Raw genomic sequence first — 22,589 nt, forward strand, 5'->3', positions numbered from 1 at the left:
ACGGTGACGGGATCTGACACAATGTCGGCATGATGAAGACATCGGGAAGCACAATGCAGCTGAAATCCGGTGGCCGTCTCGGTCACGCCCTCTCTTTCTTGCGCCATGATGGGCGCCATTTCGCCCAGTTCGTCTGGGGCCGTTTCCAGCAGGACAGGCTGACGGTCACCGCCGGCTATCTGGCCTATGTCACCCTGCTCTCCCTGGTGCCCATGATCGCCGTGGTGTTCGGCATGATGTCGGCTTTTCCGGTGTTCCAGAGCCTGAAGCAGGCGATGGAGCAGTTCGTCTATCACAACTTCGTACCCACCGCCGGCGAGATGCTCAAGGAGTACATCGACGGCTTCGTGGCCAACGCCACCAACACCACGGCAGTCGGTATCGGTGCCCTGATCGTGGTGGCGCTGATGCTGATCTCGGCCATCGACAAGAACCTCAACTACATCTGGCGTTCGACCCGGAGCCGGCCGCTGGCCCAGGCATTCGCCATGTACTGGATGATCCTGACCCTGGGCCCCGTGCTCATCGGGGCCAGCATCGCCATCTCCTCCTATATCTTCTCGCTGCGGCTGTTCGGGGCCGAGAGCCTGTTCGGCATCGGCTACCTGCTGCTGCGCGGCCTGCCATTCCTGTTCTCTGTGCTCACTTTCCTGCTGGTCTATACCGTGGTGCCCAACTGCAAGGTGCGGCTGATGCACGCCTTCATCGGCGCCCTGGTGGCGGCCACCCTGTTCGAGCTGGCCAAGCGTGGTTTTGCCATCTATATCACCAACTTCCCTTCCTATCAGGCCATCTATGGTGCCCTGGCGACCATCCCCATTCTGTTTGTCTGGGTCTACCTGAGCTGGCTGGTGGTCTTGCTTGGAGCGGAAACCACCGCCTGCCTCGGCGAATATGAGCGACCGGGTGCCGATGAGTTGGCTTGATCCGGCCCCTTGCTGTTAGCATCGACGACCGCCCCCATCAGCAGATGGGGGCGGTCGTTCCGTTTTGAGAGGAGAGGGAAGTGATTGCACTGATTCAGCGGGTCAGCGAGGCCAGCGTAACGGTAGAGGGTGAGGTGACCGGGGCCATCGGTCAGGGTCTGCTGGTGCTGCTCGGAGTGGAGCAGGGGGATGACGAGGCCAAGGCCGACAAGCTGCTGCACAAGGTGAGCGGTTACCGCATCTTCTCCGATGAGAATGGCAAGATGAACCTCAACGTGAGCCAGGCCGGCGGCAGCCTGCTGGTGGTCTCCCAGTTCACCCTGGCGGCGGACACCAACAAGGGGATGAGACCCAGCTTCTCCGGCGGTGCCCACCCGGTCGAGGCCGAGCGTCTGTACGACTACTTCGTGGCGCAGGCAACCGCCAGCGGCATACCGACCGCCACCGGCCGCTTCGCCGCCGACATGAAGGTGGCGCTGGTCAACGACGGCCCGGTCACCTTCTGGCTACAGGTCTGACGCCAGCGGATCGCGCGGGCTGGTGTGCAGCAGTATGTTGCGCAGCCCAGGTACAGGGTAGGGGGTGGTGGGGCCGACCCACTGCTCCAGCAGCATCAGTACCCGGGTCAGTTCGAGGCGGGTGCGCGGCAGCAGGTTGATGATGAGCTCGCCGTTGAGGCGGGGGGCCAGCGCCTGATAGATGCGCTCCTGGAACAGCAGCGGCGGATTGCCGTCCTGGCTGAACAGATCGAGCAGGATGAGGTCGTACTGTGCCTCGCTCTGCTCCAGAAAGGCGAGGGCATCGGCCTGGTGCAGGGTCGGCGTGCGCTGGCTGCCTTGTTCGGGCTGAAAGAACAGCTGATAGAGAGTGATCACCTCTTCATCGAGGTCGACGCACTCGTAGCGGGCATCGGGCCAGCGTCGACGCAGATGGCGAGTGAGATCGCCGCCCCCCAGCCCCAGTTCGAGGATGCTGGCGGCCTGTTCGGGCAGCAGGCAGGCGATCACCTGTTGGTGCGGCAGGCAGAGGGTGGCGGGCTCGGCCAGGGACATGGCCGACTGCACCACGCCGTCGATCTCCAGCCAGCGGTGATGGGCATTTTCCTGCACGGTGAGCCGGCGCTGGGGCTTGGCGCTGAGGTGCAATAAGTGGTCGGCTTGGTACGCTTGCAGATTGAAGTCCATGAATTTGCACGGCAAGATGGTTTTCGACCAGTGTAACTCAAGGATGGAACTATGTACCGGGTGGTCACCCCCCAGACGGCAGCCGAGCTGGATGCTCATTATCAATTGAGCTGGGAGGCATGGGTGCGCAAGCCCTTCACTCTGTCCGTCGGCGCCAACTCAAGGATCGCTTTATGTACCGGGTAGTCACCCCTCAAACCGAAGCCGAGCTGGATGCCCATTATCAATTGAGCTGGGAGGCATGGGTGTGTAAGCCCTTCACTCTGTCCGTCGGCGCCAACTCAAGGATCGCTTTATGTACCGGGTAGTCACCCCCTCAAACCGAAGCCGAGCTGGATGCCCATTATCAATTGAGCTGGGAGGCATGGGTGCGCAAGCCCTTCACTCTGTCCGTCGGCGCCAACTCAAGGATCGCTTTATGTACCGGGTAGTCACTCCTCAAACCGACGCCGAACTGGATGCCTACTACCAGTTGCGCTGGGAACTACTGCGTAAACCCTTCAATCTGCCTCTCGGTTCCGAGCGGGATGAATACGACACCGTCGCCATTCACCGGCTGATGCTGGCCCCCGACGGCACACCCATCGCGGTGGGGCGTCTGTTTGTCGGCGGTGACGAGGCGCAGATCCGCTTCATGGCGTTGCGCCCCGAATTTCGCGGCCAGGGGCTGGGTGCCCGCATGGTGCAGGATCTCGAACAGCTGGCCTGCAGCGAGAAGGTGAAGCGACTGGTGATGAATGCCCGCCAGGAGGCGGTGGAGTTCTACCGCAAGTGCGGCTTTCTCGAGGTGGGGGAAGGCCCCGTCTCCTTCGGCCGCATCCCGCACCGCCAAATGATCAAGTCTCTGAGCCCGCTGCAGACCATCCAGTACCGCCCCGAGTGGTGCCAGGATCTCACCACCCGCTGGTCGCAGGGCATTCCCATCAGCGAGAAGATGGGGGTGCACATCACCCACTACGACGGTCAGACCTTCCACCTCAAGGCCAATCTGGCGGCCAACCTCAACGTGCATGACACCATGTTCGCCGGCAGCATCTACAGCCAGTGCGTGCTGGCGGGCTGGGGCCTGATCTGGCTGCAGCTCAAGGAGGCGGGGCTGGTGGGGGATACGGTGCTGGCGGAGGGCAACATCAAGTACTACCGGCCGGTCAAGGAGGAGCCGGAGGCGCGGGTGGCCCGCGAAGGCATGCCCGCCGTGCTCGAGCCGCTCAAGGCCGGCGGATCCGCCAAGTTCAGCCTCAAGATCAAACTGTTCAGTGGCGACAAGCTGGCCGCCGAGTTCCTCGGTCACTACGTGGTGCAGCCGGTCAAGCGGCCGGGTCAGTAGCGGCGCGCGGGATCCCATCAAACAACAAGGCCTCATCACGAGGCCTTGTTGCTTTCTATCGGCTAGCCGTTGGCCGCCTGCGCGGCTTGGGCCTTCGGCGCCGGTCGCCAGAGGGGGCTGCCGTTGCCCTGGGGCGGGTAGCGCACCCCTGTCTCCCAGCCACAGCCGTCCGGCTTCTGCTGGAAGCCCCAGCTGAGGGTCGGCTCGGCGAGCGGCCCGCGCCACTGGCCGAGCAGCTCGGCGCAGTGCTGGCCGTTGAGAACGCCCAGATCCAGCTGCCACTGCTCATTGACCAGATCGACGCTGCCCTGCAGCCCCAGCAGGTGGGTGATGGTGGAAGCGCCGGCCTGCTCGATCTTCAGCTGGCCCTGGGCCACCTTGCCCTGCAGCTTGATGCGATAGAAGGGGGTGTCGCCCTCCTGCATCTCCTGCCAGAGCTCGGCCGGGGTGAGGGTCGGCGCCGCCGCCTGCTTGAACCACTGGTCCAGCAGCGGATCTATTTTCACCTTGTCCCAGAAGGGCTCGGTGGCATCGAGCGCAATATTCCCCTGCAGGGAGTTGCGCCAGGCGCCCGGGGTGCCGCCGTGCAGCGCCTGCAGATCTGCGCTCAGATCCAGCTTGCCGGCGAAGGAGACGGGGGAGTGGAGGATCTTGCTCCACTGCACCAGATCCAGCTTCTCGCCCTTGAGCTGCACCCGGCTGGTCTGGCCCGGCCCGCGTCCCCACTGGCCGCTCAGGCTGAGGCTGCCCTCATCCGGCAGCGAGCTGGTGAGCTTGTTGAGCTGCCAGGAGCCGGCACTCAGCTCGCCATCCAGCTCGCCGTTGCGGGCGCTGAGGCCGTCCCACACCAGTTCGAACCAGGCGCTCTCGAGGCGGGCCCGGCCAAGCAGGGGCCCTGGCTGATTGTCGTGCAGGCTGAGGTCGGTCAGATAGAGCTGCCAGCCGGTCAGGGAGAGGGGCAGGGTATCGTCGAAGGAGAGCACCTTGAGCTTGTCGAAGGCCAGCTTGCGGATGTCGATCTGCTGCGGGCGCCAGCTCTGCCAATCCTGCCACCACCCTTCCGGCAGGCTGATGTCCATGCCGCTCAGCGCCATGTCCTTCAGGGTCAGCTTCTGCTGCAGGGGATCGAAGGAGAGTTCCAGATTGAACTCCCCTTCATAGGCCTTGCCCTGCAGCTCGGCATCCAGCTGCTGGGGCGAGAAGGAGACCTTGCCCTGAATGGCCTCCAGCTGGAACAGGCCACGGCCGAGATCGCCGAGGGTCCCCGAGAAGTAGCCGCTGGGCGTGCTGCCGGCCTGCCAGTTGAAGGCGGTCAGCTGGCCGCTGAGGTTGTTGAGGGCCAGCTCCTGCTCGATGTCGTTGAAGCTGAGATCCCGGATCTGGCCGAGATCCAGGCTGACCTGGCGCAGGGGGGATTCGGCTTTGGCGAGGGTGCCCCACTCGATGCGCATGCCCTGGCTCTTGAGGTTGTTCAGCCGCAGGCTGCGGGCGGGCCAGTCCAGCACCATGCCGGTCTCGAGCAGACCGTCGAACAGGTTGGCGGTCAGCTTGTCGGTACTCAGCACCTGCCCCTCCAGTCGACCGGCCAGGTTGAGGCGGGAGAGGGCCCAGGCCGGGGTCGCCAGCTCATTGATGTTGAGGGTCAGGTTGGCCTGGGGCGGGCGCACCGGGTTGAGCAGCTGCCAGTCGCTCAGGGTGGCGTTGAGGCCGCGCAGGGTCAGCCCGTCGCTCTCCAGGCTGAGCCGGTCGATGGTGCTGTCGGCGATGGTGAGAGAGTGTACCGGCAGGCTCGGCAGCTGGTTGGGCAGCGGCAGCTTGATGGCCGGGCGAATGAGGTCGAGATGGGCGATGCGCACGTCCCGGTTCAGCCAGTCGATGCTCTCTATCTCGAGATAGATCTTGTCGAGGGTCACGGCGTTGCCGTAACTCACCTGCTCTGCCAGCAGGGTGTAGGGGTGGAGCGGGTTGAACACCAGTCGGCCTATGGTGACGGGGACGCCGGTCTGCTGGCTGAGCCAGCTGGCGATGGGCCCCTTGGCCCGCTCGGCGTCGAACAGGCCGAGGCCGACCCAGACAAACAGCAACAGGAAGGCAAGGGTGTAGAGCAGGCCGCGCAGCCAGGAATTCATAAGCGCTTTCCTCCTGTATTGGTTGAGTGATCAGGCGTTGGCAGCGTGATCCCGCAGGTCAGGCATTGGAGTAGTGATCCCGCAGACCGAGCCAGCGACGTATCAAGGGTTCGACATGGCCTGGGTGTCTATCCATCAGGCATGTGCCCATCTTCTGCCTCTGCCTTGGTCAGGCATTGGAATAGTGATCCCGCAGACCGAGCCAGCGTCGTATCAAGGGTTCGACATGATCTGGGTGGCGGTCCATCAAGAAGCGAGCCATCTTCTGCACCTGCGGGATGAGCGGTTGATCCCGCACCAGATCGGCGATCTTGAGGTCGGCCAGGCCGGTCTGGCGGGTGCCGAGCAGCTCGCCCGGGCCGCGCAGCTCCAGATCGCGCTGGGCGATGAGGAAGCCATCGTTGGTCTCCCGCAGCACCCCGAGCCGGCTCTGGGCCGTCTTGGACAAGGGAGCATGATAGAGCAGCACGCAGTGGGAGGCCACCGAGCCACGCCCGACCCGGCCGCGCAGCTGGTGCAGCTGCGCCAGCCCCAGTCGCTCCGGGTTTTCGATGATCATCAGGCTGGCGTTGGGCACGTCCACCCCCACCTCGATGACGGTAGTGGCGACCAGCAGTTGCAGTATGCCCGCCTTGAACTCCTCCATCACCCGCTGTTTCTCGACCGGCCGCATCCGGCCGTGCACCAGCCCGATGTGCAGGCCGGGCAGCCGATTTTGCAGCTCGGCGGCGGTGTCCTCGGCGGCCTGGCACTCCAGCACTTCCGACTCCTCGATCAGGGTGCAGACCCAGTAGGCCTGCTTGCCCTCCTCACAGGCCAGTCTGACCCGTTCGATCACGTCCTGGCGGCGACTGTCCGGCAGCGCCACCGTGGTGATGGGGGTGCGGCCCGGTGGCAGCTCGTCGATGATGGAGGTGTCGAGGTCGGCATAGGCGGTCATCGCCAGGGTGCGGGGGATGGGGGTGGCGGTCATGATCAGCTGATGGGGATGTACCCCTTCCCGCTCCCCTTTCTCCCGCAGGGCGAGCCGCTGATGCACCCCGAATCTGTGCTGTTCATCGATGATCACCAGGGCGAGGCGCTGGAACACCACCTGCTCCTGGAAGATGGCGTGGGTGCCCACCACCATCTTGACGCTGCCGTCGGCGATGGCGGCCAGCGCCTCCTCCCGCGCCTTGCCCTTCTGCTTGCCAGCCAGCCAGCCCACCCCGATGCCGAGCGGTTCCAGCCACTTGGCGAAGTTGATGGCGTGCTGTTCGGCCAGCAGCTCGGTCGGCGCCATCAGCCCCACCTGACAGCCGTTGCCGATGGCCTGCAGGGCGGCGAGTGCCGCGACCAGGGTCTTGCCGGAGCCTACGTCCCCCTGTACCAGCCGCATCATGGGGTGGCTCTGTTGCAGATCCTTGCCTATCTCCGCCACCACCCGGTTCTGGGCGCCGGTGGGGGTGAACGGCAGGGCGCCGAGCAGCTGTTCCACCAGGGCCGGGGCCGGCTTGAGGGCGCGGGCCAGCTGGGTTTGTGCCTGGGCCCGCACCTTGAGCACAGATAGGTTGTGGGCCAGCAGCTCTTCCAGCACCAGCCGCTGCTGGGCCGGGTGCTGGCCGCTTTCCAGCAGGGCCAGCGCCACCGAGGGGGGCGGACGGTGCAGCAGCTTCAGGGCCGCGGCCAGATCGATCTGCTGGGGATAGAGGCCGGCGGGCAGCAGCTCCTCCACGCCGTAGAGGTCGAGCTGGGCCAGCGCCTGATCGGTGAGGCTGCGCAGGGTGAGCTGGCGCAGCCCCTCGGTGGTCGGGTAGACGGGGGTGAGCGCCTCTTCGGTCTGGCCGGCCTGCTCCTCGCCGAGCAGCTTGTACTCGGGGTGGGCCATCTCCAGCCCGTATTTGCCGGGGCGCACCTCGCCGAAGCAGCGCATCAGCCGGCCAGGGCTCAGGCTGTTCTTCTGGGCGGCGGTGAAGTTGAAGAAGCGCAGGGTGAGGGTGCCGGTGCCGTCGCTGATGCGGCAGACCAGCATGCGGCGGCGCCCCATCACCAGCTGAGTGTCCTGGATCTCCCCCTCGACGGCGCCGTGCAGGCCGGGCGGCAGATCGCCGATGGGCCACACCTGGGTGCGGTCCTCGTAGCGCAGGGGGAGGTGGAACAGCAGATCCTGCACCGTGGCCAGCCCCAGCCGCTCGAGCTTTTCCTGCATCTTGCTGCCGACGCCCTTGAGGCTGTCGAGGGAGATTTTATCCAATTTCATCAATTAGATGCCCGAAAACACTGTAAATATGTCCAGATGATAGGGTTTATTGCCGTCCCGACGCAAGCCGCGTTGCGCGGTTGGTGGAGGTCAGCGGGGCTCGGGGGCAGGAATGAAAAAGGCCTGCCGAGATGCGGCAGGCCCTTGTGAGGATACCCGAGGTCGCGATGCGCGCCGGTCAGATGATGCGCTTGAGCAGGATGTGCGCCTTGACCCTGTGGATCCGGGCCAGCAGCTTGCGCACCTGATCCGGGTAGTCCTGGATCTGCTCGATCTGATCGAAGTGGCTGATGCGCTTGGTGTTGGTCAGGATGTTCTCGCGCTCGGCGTTGAACTGGGGCCGCAGCAGGTGGCGGCGATCGTAGACCAGCAGGCCGTTCTCCAGATCCAGCGCCCAGGCGCGGGGATTGAGGTTGTTGCCGGTGAGCAGGGCCCACTCGTCATCCACGAAGATTCCCTTGAGGTGGTAGGAGTTGCGCTCGCAGCACCAGAGCATCAGGTTGAGACGGCCGGCATCGATATGATGCTGGTTGCGCTCGGCGAACTTGCGCAGGTTGGTCTCGTACAGATAGGGCAGACCGCCGATGGTGGAGAATTTCTCCTCCGGCGGAATGAAGAAGTCGTTGGCTGTCTTGTCGCCCACCACGATCGTCACCTTGCAGCCGCGCTTGAGCAGGGCCTCGATATCCTTGTTCAACTCCTTGGGCGGGTTGAAGTAAGGGGTGCAGATGAAGATCTCCCGCTCGGTGGCCCGCACCAGGGTGCGGATCATCTTGTTGAGCTGGTTGCCGCGCTTGCCCAGGCCGCTCATCGGGGTGATGGCCACCTCCTGGCTGTTGACCGGCATGGTGTCGAAGCGGTACTGGCCGAGGCGCAGGTTGTGCTTGAAGCGGCGGATCGGCCCCTTCAGCTGCTTGGCGCTGGGGATGTCGGTGCGATCAAGTCGCTGCACCGCCTCGCTGCGCAGGAACAGGTCATCCACGTAGTTGACCATGCTGCGGGTCAGCTCCGGGCTGGTGATCTGGTGATAGCGGTCGAAACGGTAGCGATCCTGCTGGTGCAGGTAGATGTCGTTGAGGCTGGCACCGGAGTAGAGCAGGGTGTCATCGAAGATAAACCCCTTGAGGTGCAGCACTCCGAGCAGTTCACGCCCTTTCACCGGCACGCCGTAGATGGCGATCTGGTGCTCGTGGCGAGCGGCCATCTCCTGATACATCAGGTGGTTGCCACCCTGCTTGCCCTTGCCGATCAGGCCGCGCTGGGCACGGTGGAAGTCGACGAACACCTTGACGTCGAGGGCAGGGTTGCGCTGTTTGGCGGCATAGAGGGCGGAGAGGATCTCCCGTCCTGCCTCGTCATCCTGCAGATAGAGCGCCACCAGATAGATGCGGCGAGTCGCGCTGGCGATGAGCGAAAGGATCCGGCTCTTGAAGTCCTTGGCGCTGCTGAGCACTTCAAACTGGTCTGCGGCGACGGCGATCTGGGGCAGGCGCGCCAGCAGCTGTCGATAATGTGCCGATGAATGCATAGAGAAACCTGAAATCACTGCGTTAAGCGTTCCACTCGGAGCGATGGATAGGCGATTCTAGCAATCTCGCCCTGTTAGCCAAAGAAAGAATCGTCATAAAGATGAAAAAGGCCTCACATCGGAGGCCTTTTTCTGCATGGTCGCGATCAGAGGAAGCTGTAGATCAGCATGGCCATCACGCCGCCCGTGGTACCTATGATGGTTTCCATTACGGTCCAGGTTTGCAGGGTCTGCTTCTCGGTGAGACCGAGGTAGCGGTTGGCCAGCCAGAAGCCGGAGTCATTGACGTGGGAGAGCACGATGGCCCCGCCGCCGATGGCGATGGTGACCGCCGCCAGCTGGGCACCGCTGAGGCCGAGCGGCTCCAGCATCGGCAGCACCAGGCCGCAGGCGGTCAGCATGGCGACGGTGGCGGAACCCTGAATGACCCGCACCGCGGCCGCCAGGATGAAGGCCAGCGCAACGATGGGCAGGCCGGAGTCCGCCAGCATGTTGCCGAGGGCGGCGCCGACGCCGGAATCCACCAGCACCTGCTTGAACACGCCACCGGCACCGGTCACCAGGATGATGACGCCGGCCGGCTGGATGGCGCTGTTGCAGACGCTCATCACCTCGTCACGGGACATGCCGCGGCGGATCCCCAGCAGGTAGAAGGCGGCCAGGCAGGCGACCATGATGGCGGTGAAGGGGTGGCCGATGAACTCCAGCCAGCCGTGCAGGGGCGTGCCGGCCTCGACGAAGCGGCCGACGATGGTCTTGAGACCGATCAGCAGCAGCGGCAGGCCGATGAGGCCCATGGCCAGCCCGAAGGAGGGCAGGTTCTGGCCGTCGTCATGGGCGCTGCTCTGGGCGTCGGCCGGCAGCGGCACGTCCACCACCTTGCTGATCAGCTCGCCAAACAGCGGGCCGGCCAGGATCAGGGCCGGAACGGCGGCGATCAGGCCGAACAGGATCATGTAGCCGAAGTCGGCACCCAGCTGGGAGGCCACCAGGATGGGGCCCGGCGCCGGGATCAGGAAGGCCTGGCAGGTGGCGATGCCTGCCAGCAGGGCGATGCCGATCTTCACCACGCTGCCGCCACCGCGGCGGACGATGGCGAAGGCGACGCCGATCAGCAGCACCACGGCCACGTCGAAGAACAGTGGCAGTGCGCAGACGAAGCCGGTCAGCGCCATGGCCCAGTTGGCGCGCTTTACGCCGAACTTGCCGAGCAGGGTGTGGGCCACCCGGTCGAGGGCGCCGGTGACTTCCATCACCTTGCCGAACATGGCACCCAGTGCCACCACCACGGCGACGAAACCGAGGGTGCCGCCCATCCCTTTCTGGATGGTGGCGGCGATGTCGGCCGGGTTCATGCCGGCGGCGAGCCCCGCCACCATGGAGACCAGGATGAGGGAGACGACCGCGTGCAGGCGGGCCTTCATCACCAGAAAGAGCAGCAGCACGATGGAGCCGGCGGCCGTCATGATCAGGGAGAGGTCAGACATTGTTGTGCATTCCTTGTTCCAAGTTCAGTATCGACACCCTGCCGATCCGTCGGCAGACCATATCTTTATGATTTATTTAGATTTATGGCCAGGGCTCAAACTCGCTTGCCCAGGTGACTATGAGTGCGCTCAGTCTGTGGCAGACTTCACAATTCTTGTTGTTACCGGTAACATGTTACCGGTAACGTGCTAAGTTAGAACCCATCGGCAGCACGTTTTTTGAAAAATGAGATAGAGGTCAAACAATGGCGGGTAAGAGCATTATCGTGATGGGTGTGTGTGGTAGCGGCAAGTCCAGCGTGGGCCTCAAGGTGGCCAGCGTGCTGGGCGCCAAGTTCATCGACGGTGATGATCTGCACCCCAGGGCCAACATCCAGAAGATGGCCGGTGGCAACCCGCTCAACGACGAGGACCGCGCCCCCTGGCTGGAGCGGATCCGCGACGCGGCCTACAGCCTGGAACAGAAGAACGAGGTGGGCGTCATCGTCTGCTCGGCCCTCAAGAAGCAGTATCGCGACCAGATCCGCGAGGGCAACGAGTCGGTCAGCTTCCTCTTCCTCGACGGCAGCCAGCCGCTGATCCTCGAGCGGATGCGGGCCCGCAAGGGCCACTTCATGCGCGAAAGCATGGTACAAAGTCAGTTCGATACCCTGGAGCGCCCGGATGGCGAAGCCGGTGTATTCCACATCGATATCGACGGCACCTTCGAACAGGTGGTTGATCGCGCCGTCACCGCATTGGAGCAAGCCCAATGATCCATAAGGTTATTTCCAGCGTCACTGCCCGCATTCGCGAGCGCAGTGCCGCCCGTCGCCAGGCCTTCCTGGCCCGCATCCAGCGCCAGGCCGATCAGGGCAAGACCCGCGCCGCGCTGGCCTGCGGCAACCTGGCCCACGCCGTGGCCGCCTCCAGCTGTGACGAGAAGGGGCGTATCCTCGACATGACCCGCGCCAACGTCGGCATCGTCACCGCCTACAACGACATGCTGAGCGCCCATCAGCCCTATCAGGGCTATCCGGACATCATCAAGGCCGCGCTGGCCGAGCTGGGCCACAGCGCCCAGGTGGCCGGCGGTGTGCCCGCCATGTGCGACGGCGTGACCCAGGGCCAGCCGGGGATGGACATGTCCCTGTTCTCCCGCGATCTCATCGCCCAGGCGACCGCGTTGTCGCTCTCCCACAACACCTTCGATGCCACCCTGCTGCTCGGCATCTGCGACAAGATAGCGCCGGGCCAGATCATGGGAGCGCTCTCCCACGCTCATCTGCCCACCGCCTTCGTGCCGGCCGGCCCGATGGCGAGCGGCATCAGCAACGACGAGAAGGTGAAGGTGCGCCAGCAGTACGCCGCCGGCGAAGTAGGCCGCGACGCCCTGCTCAAGATGGAGTGCGGCGCCTACCACGCGGCGGGCACCTGCACCTTCTACGGCACCGCCAACACCAATCAGCTGGTGTTCGAGGCCATGGGTCTGATGTTGCCGGGCTCCGCCTTCGTGCACCCGCACAGCGAGCTGCGCCGCGCCCTCACCGAAGAGGCCGCCCGCCGCATCAGCGCCATGATCCCCGGCTCCCCGGCCTATCGCCCCCTGAGTGCGGTGATTGACGAGCGCTCGCTGGTGAACGGGCTGGTGGCCCTGCTCGCCTCCGGCGGCAGCACCAACCACAGCATCCACATGGTGGCGCTGGCCCGCGCCGCCGGTCTGGTGCTGACCTGGGATGACATCAGCGATCTCTCCGACGTGGTGCCGCTGTTGGTACGCATGTACCCGAACGGCCCGGCCGACGTGAACGCCTTCGAGCAGGCGGGTGGCGTGCCCGGCCTGATGCGCCGGCTGGCACAAGAGGGGCTGATCCACCTGGATGCCACCCCGGTCTTCGGCGAGATGCAGGATTACCTCAGCCGTCCGGCACTGGTGGATGGCAAGCTGGTATGGCAGCCGGTGGGCGAGAGCAGTGATGCGAGCGTGCTGTCGCCTTCCGGTAGCCGGTTCCAGGCCACCGGCGGCACCAAGCTGCTCTCCGGCAATCTGGGCCGCGCCGTGGTCAAGGTCTCTGCCGTGGCCCCCGAGTATCGGGTGATTGAAGCTCCGGCCCGGGTCTTCTCCTCCCAGCATGCGGTGGAAGCAGCCTACAAGGCGGGGGATCTCAATCAGGACGCCGTCATCGTGGTGCGTCACAATGGCCCTGCCGCTAACGGCATGCCGGAGCTGCACAAGCTGATGCCGGTGCTCGGCAACCTGCAGAAGGCGGGTCACAAGGTGGCACTGGTCACCGATGGTCGCCTCTCCGGTGCCTCCGGCAAGATCCCGGCCGCCATCCACGTCACCCCGGAAGCGCTGCACGGCGGGGCCATCGGCCTGCTTGCCGATGGCGACCTGCTGCGGGTGGACGCGGTAACCGGCAGCCTCGACTGCCTGACCGATTTGAGCGGCCGTACCCAGGCCGAGATCGACCTCACCCTGGAACAAGAGGGGTGGGGCCGTGAACTGTTCAGCGTGATGCGTCGCGCGGTATCGAGCGCCGAGTGTGGCGCCACCATCTTTGACTAAGGAAGAGCTATGCAGAACTGGAAAGTGACCCCGGCCGAGGTGTTTGCCGCCTCCCCGCTGGTACCCGTGATGGTCATCAATGAGCTGGATCAGGCCCTGCCGATGGCCAAGGCGCTGCTGGCCGGCGGCATCTCGGTGTTCGAAATCACCCTGCGCACCCCGGTGGCCCTCGATGCCATCGCCCTCATCGCCAAGGCGATGCCGGAAGCCATGGTGGGTGCCGGTACCGTGCTCAACTGCGCGCAGTTTGACGCCGCCGTGGCCGCCGGTGCCCGCTTCGTCATCTCCCCGGGGATGACCCCGGCCCTGCTGGCCCACGCGGCGAACAGCACGGCGCCGCTGATCCCGGGCGTGGCCACCCCGTCCGAGGTGATGCAGGCGCTGGAAGCGGGCTATGACCACCTCAAATTCTTCCCGGCCGAAGCGAACGGCGGCACCAAGGCGCTCTCCGCCATCGCGGCGCCGTTGCCCCAGGTGAAGTTCTGCCCCACCGGCGGTATCGGCCCGAAAAACGTGGCCGATTACCTGGCGCTCAAGTGCGTCGCCACCGTCGGCGGCTCCTGGATGCTGCCCGCAGAGGCTGTGAAGAACGGTAACTGGGAAGAGGTGACCCGCCTCTCCCGCGAAGCCGTCGCCTTGGTCGCATCCTGATTTGACGCCGGCGTGAGCCGGACCTTCCGTTTGCCAATCAAGCAGGCCACCCTCGGGTGGCCTGCTCTGTTATGGCTGAATGGCGGGGATGTGTGTCGTCAGCCCAGGCTGTCACCTTCGTAAAGGGAGAAGCCCATGTCGAGCCGGGTGTCGGCCAGCGGCTGGCCGTTGAGGCGGGCCAGCAGCATGGTGGCGGCCGCCCGGCCGATCTCCTTGCGCGGCGTGACGATACTGGCCAGCTTGGGGGTCATGGCGTGGCCGATGTCGAGGGCGTTGCTGCCGGCGATGGCGATCTGCTGGGGGACGGGTATCCACTTGGCCTGACACTGCAGCAGGGCGCCTACCGCCAGGTCATCGTTGGTGCAGAACAGGCCGTCCAGATCGGGATAGCGTACCAGCGCCTGTTCCAGCAGCTGGCCGCCGAGGGTGAAGCTGGAGGATTGTTCGGTCAGCAGGTGCTGGCCGCTCAGGCCGAAATCCTGCATTGCCTGGTAGTAGCCCTCCATCCGCAGCTGGGTGCGCACGTCGAGCCGGGCACCGAGATAGACCAGCTTGCGTCGGCCCCGCCGCAGCATCTCTGTTACCATGGCCCGGGCGGCTGCCCGGTGATCCATGCCGACCACCATGTCGATGGGGCTCTGCGGCAGATCCATGGTCTCCACCACCGGGATGCCAGCGGTGGCAATCATCTTGCGGGTGCGCTCGGTGTGCTGGCTGTCGGAGAGGATCAGCCCATCCACGTGATAGGAGAGCAGGGAGGCGACCTGCTCCTCTTCCCGCTCCGGGCTGTAGCCGTAGTGGGCCAGCAGGGTCTGGTAGCCGGCGGGCCGGGTCACCGACTCGATGCCGTGCACCACGGCGGAGAAGACCTGGTTGGAGAGGGAGGGGATCAGGATGCCGATCGCCTTGCTGGTGGCGTTGGAGAGGATGTCCGGCGCCCGGTTGGGGATGTAGCCGAGCTCTTCCACCGCAGCGGCGATCCGCTCGCGGGTGCCCTCGGCCACGGCTTGCGGGTCGCGCAGGTAGCGGCTGACGGTCATCTTGGTGACCCCGGTCAGGTCGGCTATGTCCTGCAGGGTGGGGCGGCGCTTGCGGGTATCGTTCATCTCTGGATCCGGGACAAATGTTACGTGTAACATTACCGTTTTTTTGTAACAAAGTCAGCATATGACGCCGTCAACAAGGGGAATCTCAGGATGATCAAGGCCAAGTGCTTTGAGGGGGTGCGCTTCGAGCAGCAGGACCTGGCTGGGGAGCAGTTTCAGGGATGCCGTTTCATCGGCTGCAACTTCTCCAGGCTAGATCTCGGCGAGAGCCGTTTCGTCGACTGCAGCTTCTATGACCGGGAGAGCGAGCAGAACTGCCTGCTGCAGGGCTGCAATCTGCGCGAGGCGAGTTTTCTGCGCTGCGATCTCACCATGGCCGACTTCAGTCACAGCCAGTGCCTCGGGCTCGAGCTGCGCGACTGCCAGGCGATGGGGATCAACTTCTCCCGCGCCAGCTTTGCCAACCAGATCACCGTCAAGAGCTACTTCTGCGAAGCCCATCTCACCGGCAACAACTTCAGCTACGCCAACTTTGAGGGCTGTCTGCTGGAAAAATGCGAATTGAGCGGCAATCGCTGGCAGGGGGCCAACCTGTTCGGCGCCTCGCTGGCGGGCTCGGATCTCAGCGGTTCCGAGTTTGGCCAACTGGACTGGAGCCGCATCAACCTGCAGGGCTGCGATCTGCGTCAGTGCGATCTGCCCGGGCTGGATCTGCGGCGGGTCAATCTGCACGGGGTGCAGATCAACGAAGATCAGCAACAGGCCTTGCTGGAGCAGATAGGGCTGGTCGTCTTCCCTTGAACAGCCTGAAAAAGAGGTAATTTTTCACCAAAGGTAGCGCGTCGCCGCGCGCTGCCGGAGGGACGACAGCCTGCGCAAGGCAGGCTGTCGGGGGAGGAGGCAGTCGGCGTCAGCGCTTGGCCAGCCACTTGGTGGGGTTGATGGCCTCGCCCTGGTAGCGGATCTCGAAGTAGAGGCCGGGTCTGTCCTGGCCGCCACTGTCACCGACCAGCGCCACCGGTTCACCCTGTTCCACGTTCTGGCCCACCTGGCGCAGCAGCGACTGGTTGTGACCGTAGAGGCTCATGTAGCCGCGGCCGTGATCGATCACCAGCAGCATGCCGAAGCCGTCCAGCCAGTCGGCATAGACCACCTGGCCCGGTGCCACCGCCTTGACCTGGGTCCCTTCGCTGGCGCCGATCAGGGTGCCCTTCCACTTCAGCTCGGCGGTGCGTGGCGAGCCGTAGGCGATGAGGATCGGCCCCTGCACCGGCCAGCGCAGGCTGCCATTGGTCTTGAGGCCGCTGTAGTAACCGGCGCTGCTGATGCCTGAGCCCCGCTCAGGCTTGCTGGTGGTGCTCTCCCGGCTGGCGGTCTGCTGCTGGGCCGCCTTGCTCTGCTGGGCGGCGAGCCGCTCCTGTTCGGCGCGGCGCTGTTCGGCCAGCTTGCGTTGCCGCTCCTGTTCCGCCTTCAGCTTGGCAAGGCGCTCCCGCTCGCGACGCTCCTGTTCTTCCCGCTGGCGGCGCAGCTCTTCCAGCCGGGCCTTCAGCGCTTTCTCCGCTTTGACCAGCTTGGTCAGCTTCTGTTCGTCATCCTGCACCGACTGCTGCAGCTGGTTGCGCACCTTGGCGCGGCTCTGCTGGCTGGCCAGCAGACTTTGATGGTGCTGCTGCTGTTCGGTGAGCAGGGATTGCAGCCGGCTTTCGGTCTCTTTGGTGGCCTGCTGGTTTTTGGCCAGCTTGGTACGGGTGGCCCGCAGGGCTTCGATGGCCTCGATGCGTGCCTTGTTGAGGTAGTCGTAGTAGTCGAGGGAACGGCTCAGTTTGGCCGGATCCTGCTGGTTGAGCAGCAGCTTGAGGTAATCGTGGTTGCCGGCGGTAAAGGCGCTCTCCGCCTGTTTGGCCAGCAACTGCTTCTGGTGGCTGGCCTGCTGCTCCAGATCCAGCTTGTCCTGTTGCAGCCCCACCAGCTTCTGCTGGTTCTCTCTGAGCTGCTGTCTGGTCTGGTCGAGCTTGGCAGCGGCGGCCGAGATGGCCTGCTCATCGGCCTTGAGCTGGGTGTTGAGCTTGGCCAGCTCCTGTTTGCTGAGCTTGATGGTCTGCTGCTGTTCCTTGATCTGGGACTGCATGGCGCCCAGCTGCTGGTTGGCAGCCCAGGCCTTGCCCGGCCCGAACGACAGACAAAAAAACAGCGCGCCGGCCAACAGGCCGACGCGACTGGTTTTGGTTGAAATCACTTCGCATCCCCGCATGGGGAAGGATTATTTCAGAATCATCAGGGGCTTGCCAGTCATTTCCGGCGGCACCGGCAGACCCATCAGAGTCAGCATGGTGGGGGCCAGATCGGACAGTTTGCCGCCTTCCAGCACCTCGGCCTTGCGACCGAAGTAGATGAGCGGAACCGGCAGATTGGTGTGGGCGGTATGGGCCTGACCAGTCTCTTCGTCCATCATCTTCTCGGCGTTGCCGTGGTCGGCGGTGATCAGGCACTCGCCACCCACTTCAGCCAGGGCCTCGGTGACGCGGCCGATGCAGTGGTCGACCGCTTCACAGGCTTTGACGGCCGCATCGAACACGCCGGTATGGCCGACCATGTCGCCATTCGGGTAGTTGCAGATGATGACGTCGTACTTGCCGCTCTTGATGGCGCCGACCAGCTTGTCGGTCAGCTCTTCGGAGCTCATCTCCGGCTGCAGGTCGTAGGTGGCCACTTTCGGGCTGGCGACGATCTCGCGATCCTCGCCAGTGAAGCAGGCCTCTTCGCCGCCGTTGAAGAAGAAGGTGACGTGGGCGTATTTCTCGGTCTCGGAGATGCGCAGCTGGGTCTTGCCCTGCTTGGCCAGCCACTCACCCAGGGTGTTGACCAGGGCGGTCGGCGGGTAGGCGCAGGCGGTCTTGATGTCGGCCGCGTACTCGGTCAGCATCACGAAGTTCAGCGCCGGGGTGGCGGTGCGGGCGAAGCCGGTGAAGTCGCTGTCGACGAAGGCGCGGGTGATCTCGCGGGCGCGGTCGGCACGGAAGTTCATGAAGATCAGCGCATCGCCATCCTGCATGGGGGCGGCTTCGCCGATACGAGTCGCCTTGACGAACTCGTCGTTCTCGTCGCGAGCGTAGGCGGCGGCCAGGGCTTCGCTGGCGCTGTCGGCGGTGAACTCGCCCTTGCCTTGAGTCATCAGGTCATAGGCTTGCTGTACGCGATCCCAGCGGTTGTCACGGTCCATGGCGTAGTAACGGCCGATCATGGAGGCGAAACGACCCTTGCCCAGACGGGCGAACAGGGCGTCGAACAGCTCGATGGAGGACTGGGCGGAGCGCGGCGGTACGTCGCGGCCATCCAGGAAGGCGTGGAAGTAGATCTGCTCGGCGCCACGCTTGGCGGCCATCTCGATCATGCCCATGATGTGCTCTTCGTGGCTGTGTACGCCACCCGGGGACATCAGGCCCATGATGTGCACGGCCTTACCCTTGCTCACGGCAGTGTCAACAGCCTTGGCCAGCTCGACGTTCTCGAAGAAAGGGCCGTCCTGGATGTCTTTGGAGATGCGGGTCAGTTCCTGATAGACGATGCGACCGGCGCCGATGTTGACGTGGCCCACTTCGGAGTTCCCCATCTGACCGTCCGGCAGACCCACGTCCAGGCCGGAGCCGGAGATCAGGGTGCTGGTGTAGTCACGGGCGAGACGGTCGAGGTTGGGAGTCTTGGCGGCAGCGACGGCGTTGTGCTCTTGCTTGGTGCTGTAGCCCCAACCGTCCATGATGACCAGAACCAAAGGTTTCTTAGCTGTTGACATAAGGCTATGTCCTCTCGGATAGGAATGAATTGCGGGAAGTGAAACTAGCGTAATATTACTACATCTGCCGAAATAGTCACCTGATAGCCAAGCCCCGTCCGGCGGGGCCCGCACCCTGTTGCCGACCTGTTTCTCCTTTGTCGCCGGCTTGTCGCATTGCACGACGAATCCTCGGTCAGGCCTGCCAGATACCACTTTTTATGTTGCTGTCGCATCCCGTATCCAGCCGATGGGAGCCGGCTCCCGCTTTGCCGCCAAGATGGCTGATCTTGGCTGGGTCCCCATGTATACTCGGGCACTTGTCTTGGTCCCTGGATAGTAGAAGATGCAAGAGTATTTGGATTTTGCGGCCCGCAACCCGCTGCTGACCGCAGCCTGGTTCGGCCTGGCGGGCACTCTGGTTTACACCACGGTGCGTGCCCGTTTTTCTCCGGTCAAGTCGGTGAACAACCACACCGCCACCCTGCTGATCAACCGTGAAAACGCCACCGTGGTGGACATTCGCAGTCAGGAAGAGTTTGCCAAGGGCCATCTGGCCGGTGCCCAGCACCTGCCGCTCAGCCAGATCCAGAGCAATAACCTGGGCCCGGTTGAAAAGCATAAAGATGCCCCCATCATAGTGGTGTGCGAGTCGGGGATGACCGCTGGTGGCGCGGGTCGCCAACTGAGCAAAGCCGGCTTCAAGCAGGTGTATGTGCTCAGCGGTGGCATGGCCCAGTGGCGTGCAGAAAATCTGCCGGTGACCAAAAAACGCTGATTTAAGGGCCTGCGCCCACCTATTTTCATAAAAAGGAATCAAACAAAATGGCTGAAGAGATCAACAACCAGGAAGTACAACCGGAATTCCACATCCAGCGCGTCTACACCAAGGATGTCTCCTTCGAAGCGCCGAACACCCCGCACATCTTCCAGAAAGAGTGGCAGCCGGACGTCAAGCTGGACATGGACACCAAGACCAACATCCTGGCCGACAGCGTCTATGAAGTGGTACTGACCCTGACCGTCACCTGCAAGCTGGAAACCGAGACTGCCTTCCTGTGCGAAGTACAGCAGGCCGGTATCTTCACCATCGGCAACCTGCCGGAGCCGCAACTGGCCCACTGCCTGGCTGCCTTCTGCCCGAACATCCTGTTCCCGTACGCCCGTGAAGCGGTGGCCAACCTGGTGAGCAAGGGTTCCTTCCCGCAGCTGAACCTGGCACCGGTCAACTTCGATGCCCTGTTTGCCCAGCACATGGCACAGGCTCAGCAGGCGACTGCGGAAGCCTGATAATGGCTGACCAGATCGCTATCTCGGTCTTGGGGGCGGGGTCTTACGGCTCCGCCCTTGCCATTTCTCTGGCGCGCAACGGTCATCCGACCCTGCTGTGGGGTCACGACCCTGCCCATGTCGCCGAGCTGGAACAGGACCGCTGCAACAAGGCATTCTTGCCGGATGTCCCCTTTCCCGCCGATCTGCAGCTGACCGCGGATCTGCAACAGGCGGTGCAAGCCGCCCCCGTACTGCTGCTGGTCGTGCCGAGCCATGTGTTCGGCCAGGTGCTGGCCCGGGTCAAGCCCTTCCTGCGCCCCGATACCCGTATCGCCTGGGCCACCAAGGGGCTGGAGCCGGACAGCGGCCGTCTGCTGCAGGACGTGGCGCGCGAAGTACTGGGTGACGAGATGCCGCTGGCGGTGATCTCCGGCCCTACCTTCGCCAAGGAGCTGGCTGCCGGTCTGCCGACCGCCATCTCGGTGGCCTCGACCCACGACGACTTCGCCGACGATCTCTCCCTGCTGCTGCACTGTGGCCGTTCGTTCCGGGTCTATACCAATCCGGACTTCATCGGTTTGCAACTAGGCGGGGCGGTCAAGAACGTCATCGCCATCGGCGCCGGTCTCTCCGACGGGCTGGGTTTTGGCGCCAACGCCAGGACTGCGCTCATCACCCGTGGCCTGGTAGAGATGCAGCGCCTCGGCGCCTCGCTCGGGGCCGACGCCAAGACCTTCATGGGGATGGCAGGGCTCGGGGATCTGGTGCTGACCTGTACCGACAACCAGTCGCGCAACCGTCGCTTCGGGTTGGCCCTCGGGGCTGGCAAGGATGTCGACACCGCCATGGCCGAGATCGGCCAGGTGGTGGAAGGCTATCGCAATACCAAGGAGGTGCATCTGCTGGCGGCCCGCTGTGGCGTCGAGATGCCCATCTGCGAGCAGATCTTCAAGGTGCTGTACGAAGGCAAGAATCCGAAAGAGGCGGCCATCGCCCTGCTGTCGCGAGACAAGAAGGACGAGTGAACCGCCCGCCGCAGAATGCAAAAGGCCCCGCCAGCTGGCGGGGCCTTTTCTTTGCCGAAAAAGAGCAAATCAGTAGTAGGAGTGATCACCGCGCTGGTGCTCGGTAGCATCCTTGACGCCGTTGAGCTCGCCCGGGAATTTTTCCAGCAGCTGCTTCTCGATCCCCTCTTTCAGGGTGTAATCGACCATGGAGCAACCGTTGCAACCACCGCCGAATTGCAGGATGGCCAGCTTGTCCTCGGTCAGTTCGACCAGGGTGACCTTGCCGCCGTGACCGGCCAGCATGGGGTTCACCTCGGACATCAACACGTACTCGATACGGTCGATCAGCGGGGCGTCGTCGGCAACCTTGCGCATCTTGGCGTTCGGGGCTTTCAGGGTGAGCTGGGAGCCCATCTGATCGGTGACAAAATCGATGGTGGCATCCACCAGGAAGGGGGCGCTCAGGGGGTCGACCAGGCAGTCGAAGCCGCTGAAGGGCAGGTGTTGATCTTCCGGATCGACCGCGTCGGGTGGGCAATATGATACGCCGCACTCGGCATTCTGGGTTCCCGGATTGACCACAAACACCCGGATATTGGTGCCGTCAGGCTGCTTTTCCAGCAATTTACGGAAATGGGCCTGGGCGGTGTCGGAAATGCTGATCATCACTATCCTCATAAACCTGAGTGTACGACTAGGGTATTCATGATAACTCTGTTGGCAAGGCTTGGGTAGCGTGCCGTTGGCTACTTGAGGTGCTTGAGGGTACGACAGACGGCCCACACTTCCACCTTTGTGACTCCGCTCTCATGCAGTAGGCGGGTGAGGTGGCCGGCGGTGGCGCCCGTGGTGACCACATCATCGAGCAGCGCCACGTGCTGATAATCATGGGGGCGGATCTGGAAGGCGCCGCGCAGATTGCGCCGCCGTTGGCCCGCACTCAACTTGGTCTGCTGCGGGGTTGCCCTGACCCGGCGCAGCAGCCGATTATCGCAGGGGATGCCGGTCAGCTCGCCGAGGGCGCGGGCTATCTCTTCTGCTTGGTTGAAGCCACGCCACCACTGGCGCCACCAGTGCAGGGGGACCGGAATGATGGCCTGTGGCGGCTCGCGGCAATCCAGATGATCCGCCAGCACCCTGGCGAGCAGCGGGGCCAGCAGGATCTGGCCGGAATACTTCAGCCGTGGGATCAGCATGGGGTAGGGTGGCCGGTAGTCACCTATGACCTGCAGTCGCTCCCATGGCGGCGGCCTGCGCTGGCAGCGACCGCAGATCGGCTCGCGCGCTTCATCCAGTGCCGGCAAGGGGGCAGCACACAAGCGGCAGGTGTGGTCAGCCTGCTGCAGGGCCTGTCGGCACCAGCTGCACAGCAAGGGATCAGCATCGCAAGGTTGCTGGCAGAGCAGGCAACAGCCCTGCCAGTCGGCATGACTGCCGAGGATCGGACTTGCTTTGGCGAGCAGCCGCTTTAACATG

At 64.0% G+C, this 22,589-nt stretch carries 20 protein-coding genes; 10 read left to right on the forward strand and 10 right to left on the reverse strand.

Annotation, left to right across the window (positions count from 1 at the left end):
• Positions 1–53: 53 nt before the first annotated feature.
• Both AB5Y98_RS18035 and dtd read left to right on the forward strand, forming a co-directional pair.
• Positions 54–926 carry a virulence factor BrkB family protein gene (locus AB5Y98_RS18035; RefSeq protein ID WP_017766237.1) on the forward strand — a complete coding sequence of 291 codons (873 nt, stop codon included), beginning with the start codon at positions 54–56 and terminating at the stop codon, positions 924–926.
• Between the two features lie 80 nt (positions 927–1,006).
• A complete protein-coding gene (gene dtd / locus AB5Y98_RS18040) occupies positions 1,007–1,444 on the forward strand; it encodes a D-aminoacyl-tRNA deacylase (protein WP_017788643.1) in 438 nt (145 codons plus the stop codon).
• On the opposite strand, the gene AB5Y98_RS18045 is transcribed toward dtd, so the two are convergent.
• Positions 1,433–2,110 carry a spermidine synthase gene (locus AB5Y98_RS18045; protein ID WP_368232409.1) on the reverse strand — a complete coding sequence of 226 codons (678 nt, stop codon included), beginning with the start codon at positions 2,108–2,110 and terminating at the stop codon, positions 1,433–1,435. The two genes, dtd and AB5Y98_RS18045, sit on opposite strands and share 12 nt — an antisense overlap.
• A gap of 418 nt (positions 2,111–2,528) precedes the next feature.
• On the opposite strand from AB5Y98_RS18045, the gene AB5Y98_RS18050 reads away from it, so the two are divergent.
• Positions 2,529–3,437 (forward strand): bifunctional GNAT family N-acetyltransferase/hotdog fold thioesterase, encoded by a 909-nt coding sequence (locus AB5Y98_RS18050; RefSeq protein ID WP_010635435.1) that lies wholly within the window; start codon positions 2,529–2,531, stop codon positions 3,435–3,437.
• A gap of 62 nt (positions 3,438–3,499) precedes the next feature.
• On the opposite strand, the gene AB5Y98_RS18055 is transcribed toward AB5Y98_RS18050, so the two are convergent.
• The 4 genes from AB5Y98_RS18055 to gntU all read right to left on the reverse strand — a co-directional run bounded on the left by AB5Y98_RS18055 (position 3,500) and on the right by gntU (position 10,820).
• A complete protein-coding gene (locus AB5Y98_RS18055; protein ID WP_368232411.1) occupies positions 3,500–5,566 on the reverse strand; it encodes an AsmA-like C-terminal region-containing protein in 2,067 nt (688 codons plus the stop codon).
• 169 nt (positions 5,567–5,735) lie between these two features.
• Complete coding sequence (gene recG / locus AB5Y98_RS18060; RefSeq protein WP_065017236.1) at positions 5,736–7,805, reverse strand: ATP-dependent DNA helicase RecG; 2,070 nt, start codon at positions 7,803–7,805, stop codon at positions 5,736–5,738.
• 178 nt (positions 7,806–7,983) lie between these two features.
• On the reverse strand, positions 7,984–9,333 hold the full coding sequence (gene pssA / locus AB5Y98_RS18065) for a CDP-diacylglycerol--serine O-phosphatidyltransferase (RefSeq protein WP_026139269.1): 1,350 nt from the start codon (positions 9,331–9,333) through the stop codon (positions 7,984–7,986).
• Between the two features lie 146 nt (positions 9,334–9,479).
• Positions 9,480–10,820 (reverse strand): gluconate transporter, encoded by a 1,341-nt coding sequence (gene gntU, locus AB5Y98_RS18070; protein ID WP_019840070.1) that lies wholly within the window; start codon positions 10,818–10,820, stop codon positions 9,480–9,482.
• Positions 10,821–11,065: 245 nt separating this feature from the next.
• On the opposite strand from gntU, the gene AB5Y98_RS18075 reads away from it, so the two are divergent.
• Genes AB5Y98_RS18075 through AB5Y98_RS18085 form a run of 3 tightly spaced genes read left to right on the forward strand, consistent with a single transcriptional unit; the run spans position 11,066 to position 14,019 of the window.
• Complete coding sequence (locus AB5Y98_RS18075; RefSeq protein ID WP_005307862.1) at positions 11,066–11,575, forward strand: gluconokinase; 510 nt, start codon at positions 11,066–11,068, stop codon at positions 11,573–11,575.
• Positions 11,572–13,368, forward strand: coding sequence for a phosphogluconate dehydratase (gene edd, locus AB5Y98_RS18080; RefSeq protein ID WP_368232413.1), 1,797 nt, complete (start codon positions 11,572–11,574; stop codon positions 13,366–13,368). Before AB5Y98_RS18075 ends, edd begins: the two co-directional genes overlap by 4 nt.
• A 9-nt stretch (positions 13,369–13,377) precedes the next feature.
• Positions 13,378–14,019, forward strand: coding sequence for a bifunctional 4-hydroxy-2-oxoglutarate aldolase/2-dehydro-3-deoxy-phosphogluconate aldolase (locus tag AB5Y98_RS18085; RefSeq protein ID WP_017788647.1), 642 nt, complete (start codon positions 13,378–13,380; stop codon positions 14,017–14,019).
• A gap of 98 nt (positions 14,020–14,117) precedes the next feature.
• Here the strand turns inward: AB5Y98_RS18085 and AB5Y98_RS18090 are convergent, their stop codons facing one another.
• Positions 14,118–15,125, reverse strand: a complete 1,008-nt coding sequence (locus AB5Y98_RS18090) for a substrate-binding domain-containing protein (RefSeq protein ID WP_005307868.1) — start codon at positions 15,123–15,125, stop codon at positions 14,118–14,120.
• Positions 15,126–15,215: 90 nt separating this feature from the next.
• Between AB5Y98_RS18090 and AB5Y98_RS18095 the strand changes: the two genes are divergently transcribed.
• Entirely contained in the window at positions 15,216–15,866 is a 651-nt protein-coding gene (locus AB5Y98_RS18095) for a Qnr family pentapeptide repeat protein (protein ID WP_017778597.1), read from the forward strand.
• A gap of 109 nt (positions 15,867–15,975) precedes the next feature.
• On the opposite strand, the gene AB5Y98_RS18100 is transcribed toward AB5Y98_RS18095, so the two are convergent.
• Together AB5Y98_RS18100 and gpmM are read right to left on the reverse strand one after the other, a co-directional pair.
• Positions 15,976–17,316, reverse strand: a complete 1,341-nt coding sequence (locus tag AB5Y98_RS18100) for a peptidoglycan DD-metalloendopeptidase family protein (protein ID WP_017766245.1) — start codon at positions 17,314–17,316, stop codon at positions 15,976–15,978.
• A gap of 9 nt (positions 17,317–17,325) precedes the next feature.
• Positions 17,326–18,855: a 2,3-bisphosphoglycerate-independent phosphoglycerate mutase gene (gene gpmM / locus AB5Y98_RS18105; RefSeq protein WP_025202381.1), complete on the reverse strand. Its 1,530-nt coding sequence runs from the start codon at positions 18,853–18,855 to the stop codon at positions 17,326–17,328.
• 325 nt (positions 18,856–19,180) lie between these two features.
• Here gpmM and AB5Y98_RS18110 point away from each other — a divergent pair, with 325 nt between their 5' ends.
• From AB5Y98_RS18110 to gpsA, 3 genes are read left to right on the forward strand one after another with little or no spacing between them, the layout of a single operon-like run.
• Complete coding sequence (locus tag AB5Y98_RS18110) at positions 19,181–19,612, forward strand: rhodanese-like domain-containing protein (RefSeq protein ID WP_005307875.1); 432 nt, start codon at positions 19,181–19,183, stop codon at positions 19,610–19,612.
• A gap of 47 nt (positions 19,613–19,659) precedes the next feature.
• On the forward strand, positions 19,660–20,124 hold the full coding sequence (secB, locus tag AB5Y98_RS18115) for a protein-export chaperone SecB (RefSeq protein ID WP_368232415.1): 465 nt from the start codon (positions 19,660–19,662) through the stop codon (positions 20,122–20,124).
• A gap of 2 nt (positions 20,125–20,126) precedes the next feature.
• Entirely contained in the window at positions 20,127–21,131 is a 1,005-nt protein-coding gene (gpsA, locus tag AB5Y98_RS18120) for an NAD(P)H-dependent glycerol-3-phosphate dehydrogenase (RefSeq protein ID WP_095591828.1), read from the forward strand.
• A 69-nt stretch (positions 21,132–21,200) separates the two neighbouring features.
• On the opposite strand, the gene nfuA is transcribed toward gpsA, so the two are convergent.
• Together nfuA and AB5Y98_RS18130 are read right to left on the reverse strand one after the other, a co-directional pair.
• Positions 21,201–21,779, reverse strand: coding sequence for a Fe-S biogenesis protein NfuA (gene nfuA, locus AB5Y98_RS18125; RefSeq protein ID WP_011704302.1), 579 nt, complete (start codon positions 21,777–21,779; stop codon positions 21,201–21,203).
• An 80-nt stretch (positions 21,780–21,859) separates the two neighbouring features.
• Positions 21,860–22,588 (reverse strand): ComF family protein, encoded by a 729-nt coding sequence (locus AB5Y98_RS18130; protein WP_336289999.1) that lies wholly within the window; start codon positions 22,586–22,588, stop codon positions 21,860–21,862.
• Between the last annotated feature and the right edge of the window lies 1 nt (position 22,589).

Origin of the sequence: Aeromonas sp. s3 (assembly GCF_040907805.1) — a bacterium.
GTDB classification, from domain to species: domain Bacteria; phylum Pseudomonadota; class Gammaproteobacteria; order Enterobacterales; family Aeromonadaceae; genus Aeromonas; species Aeromonas dhakensis.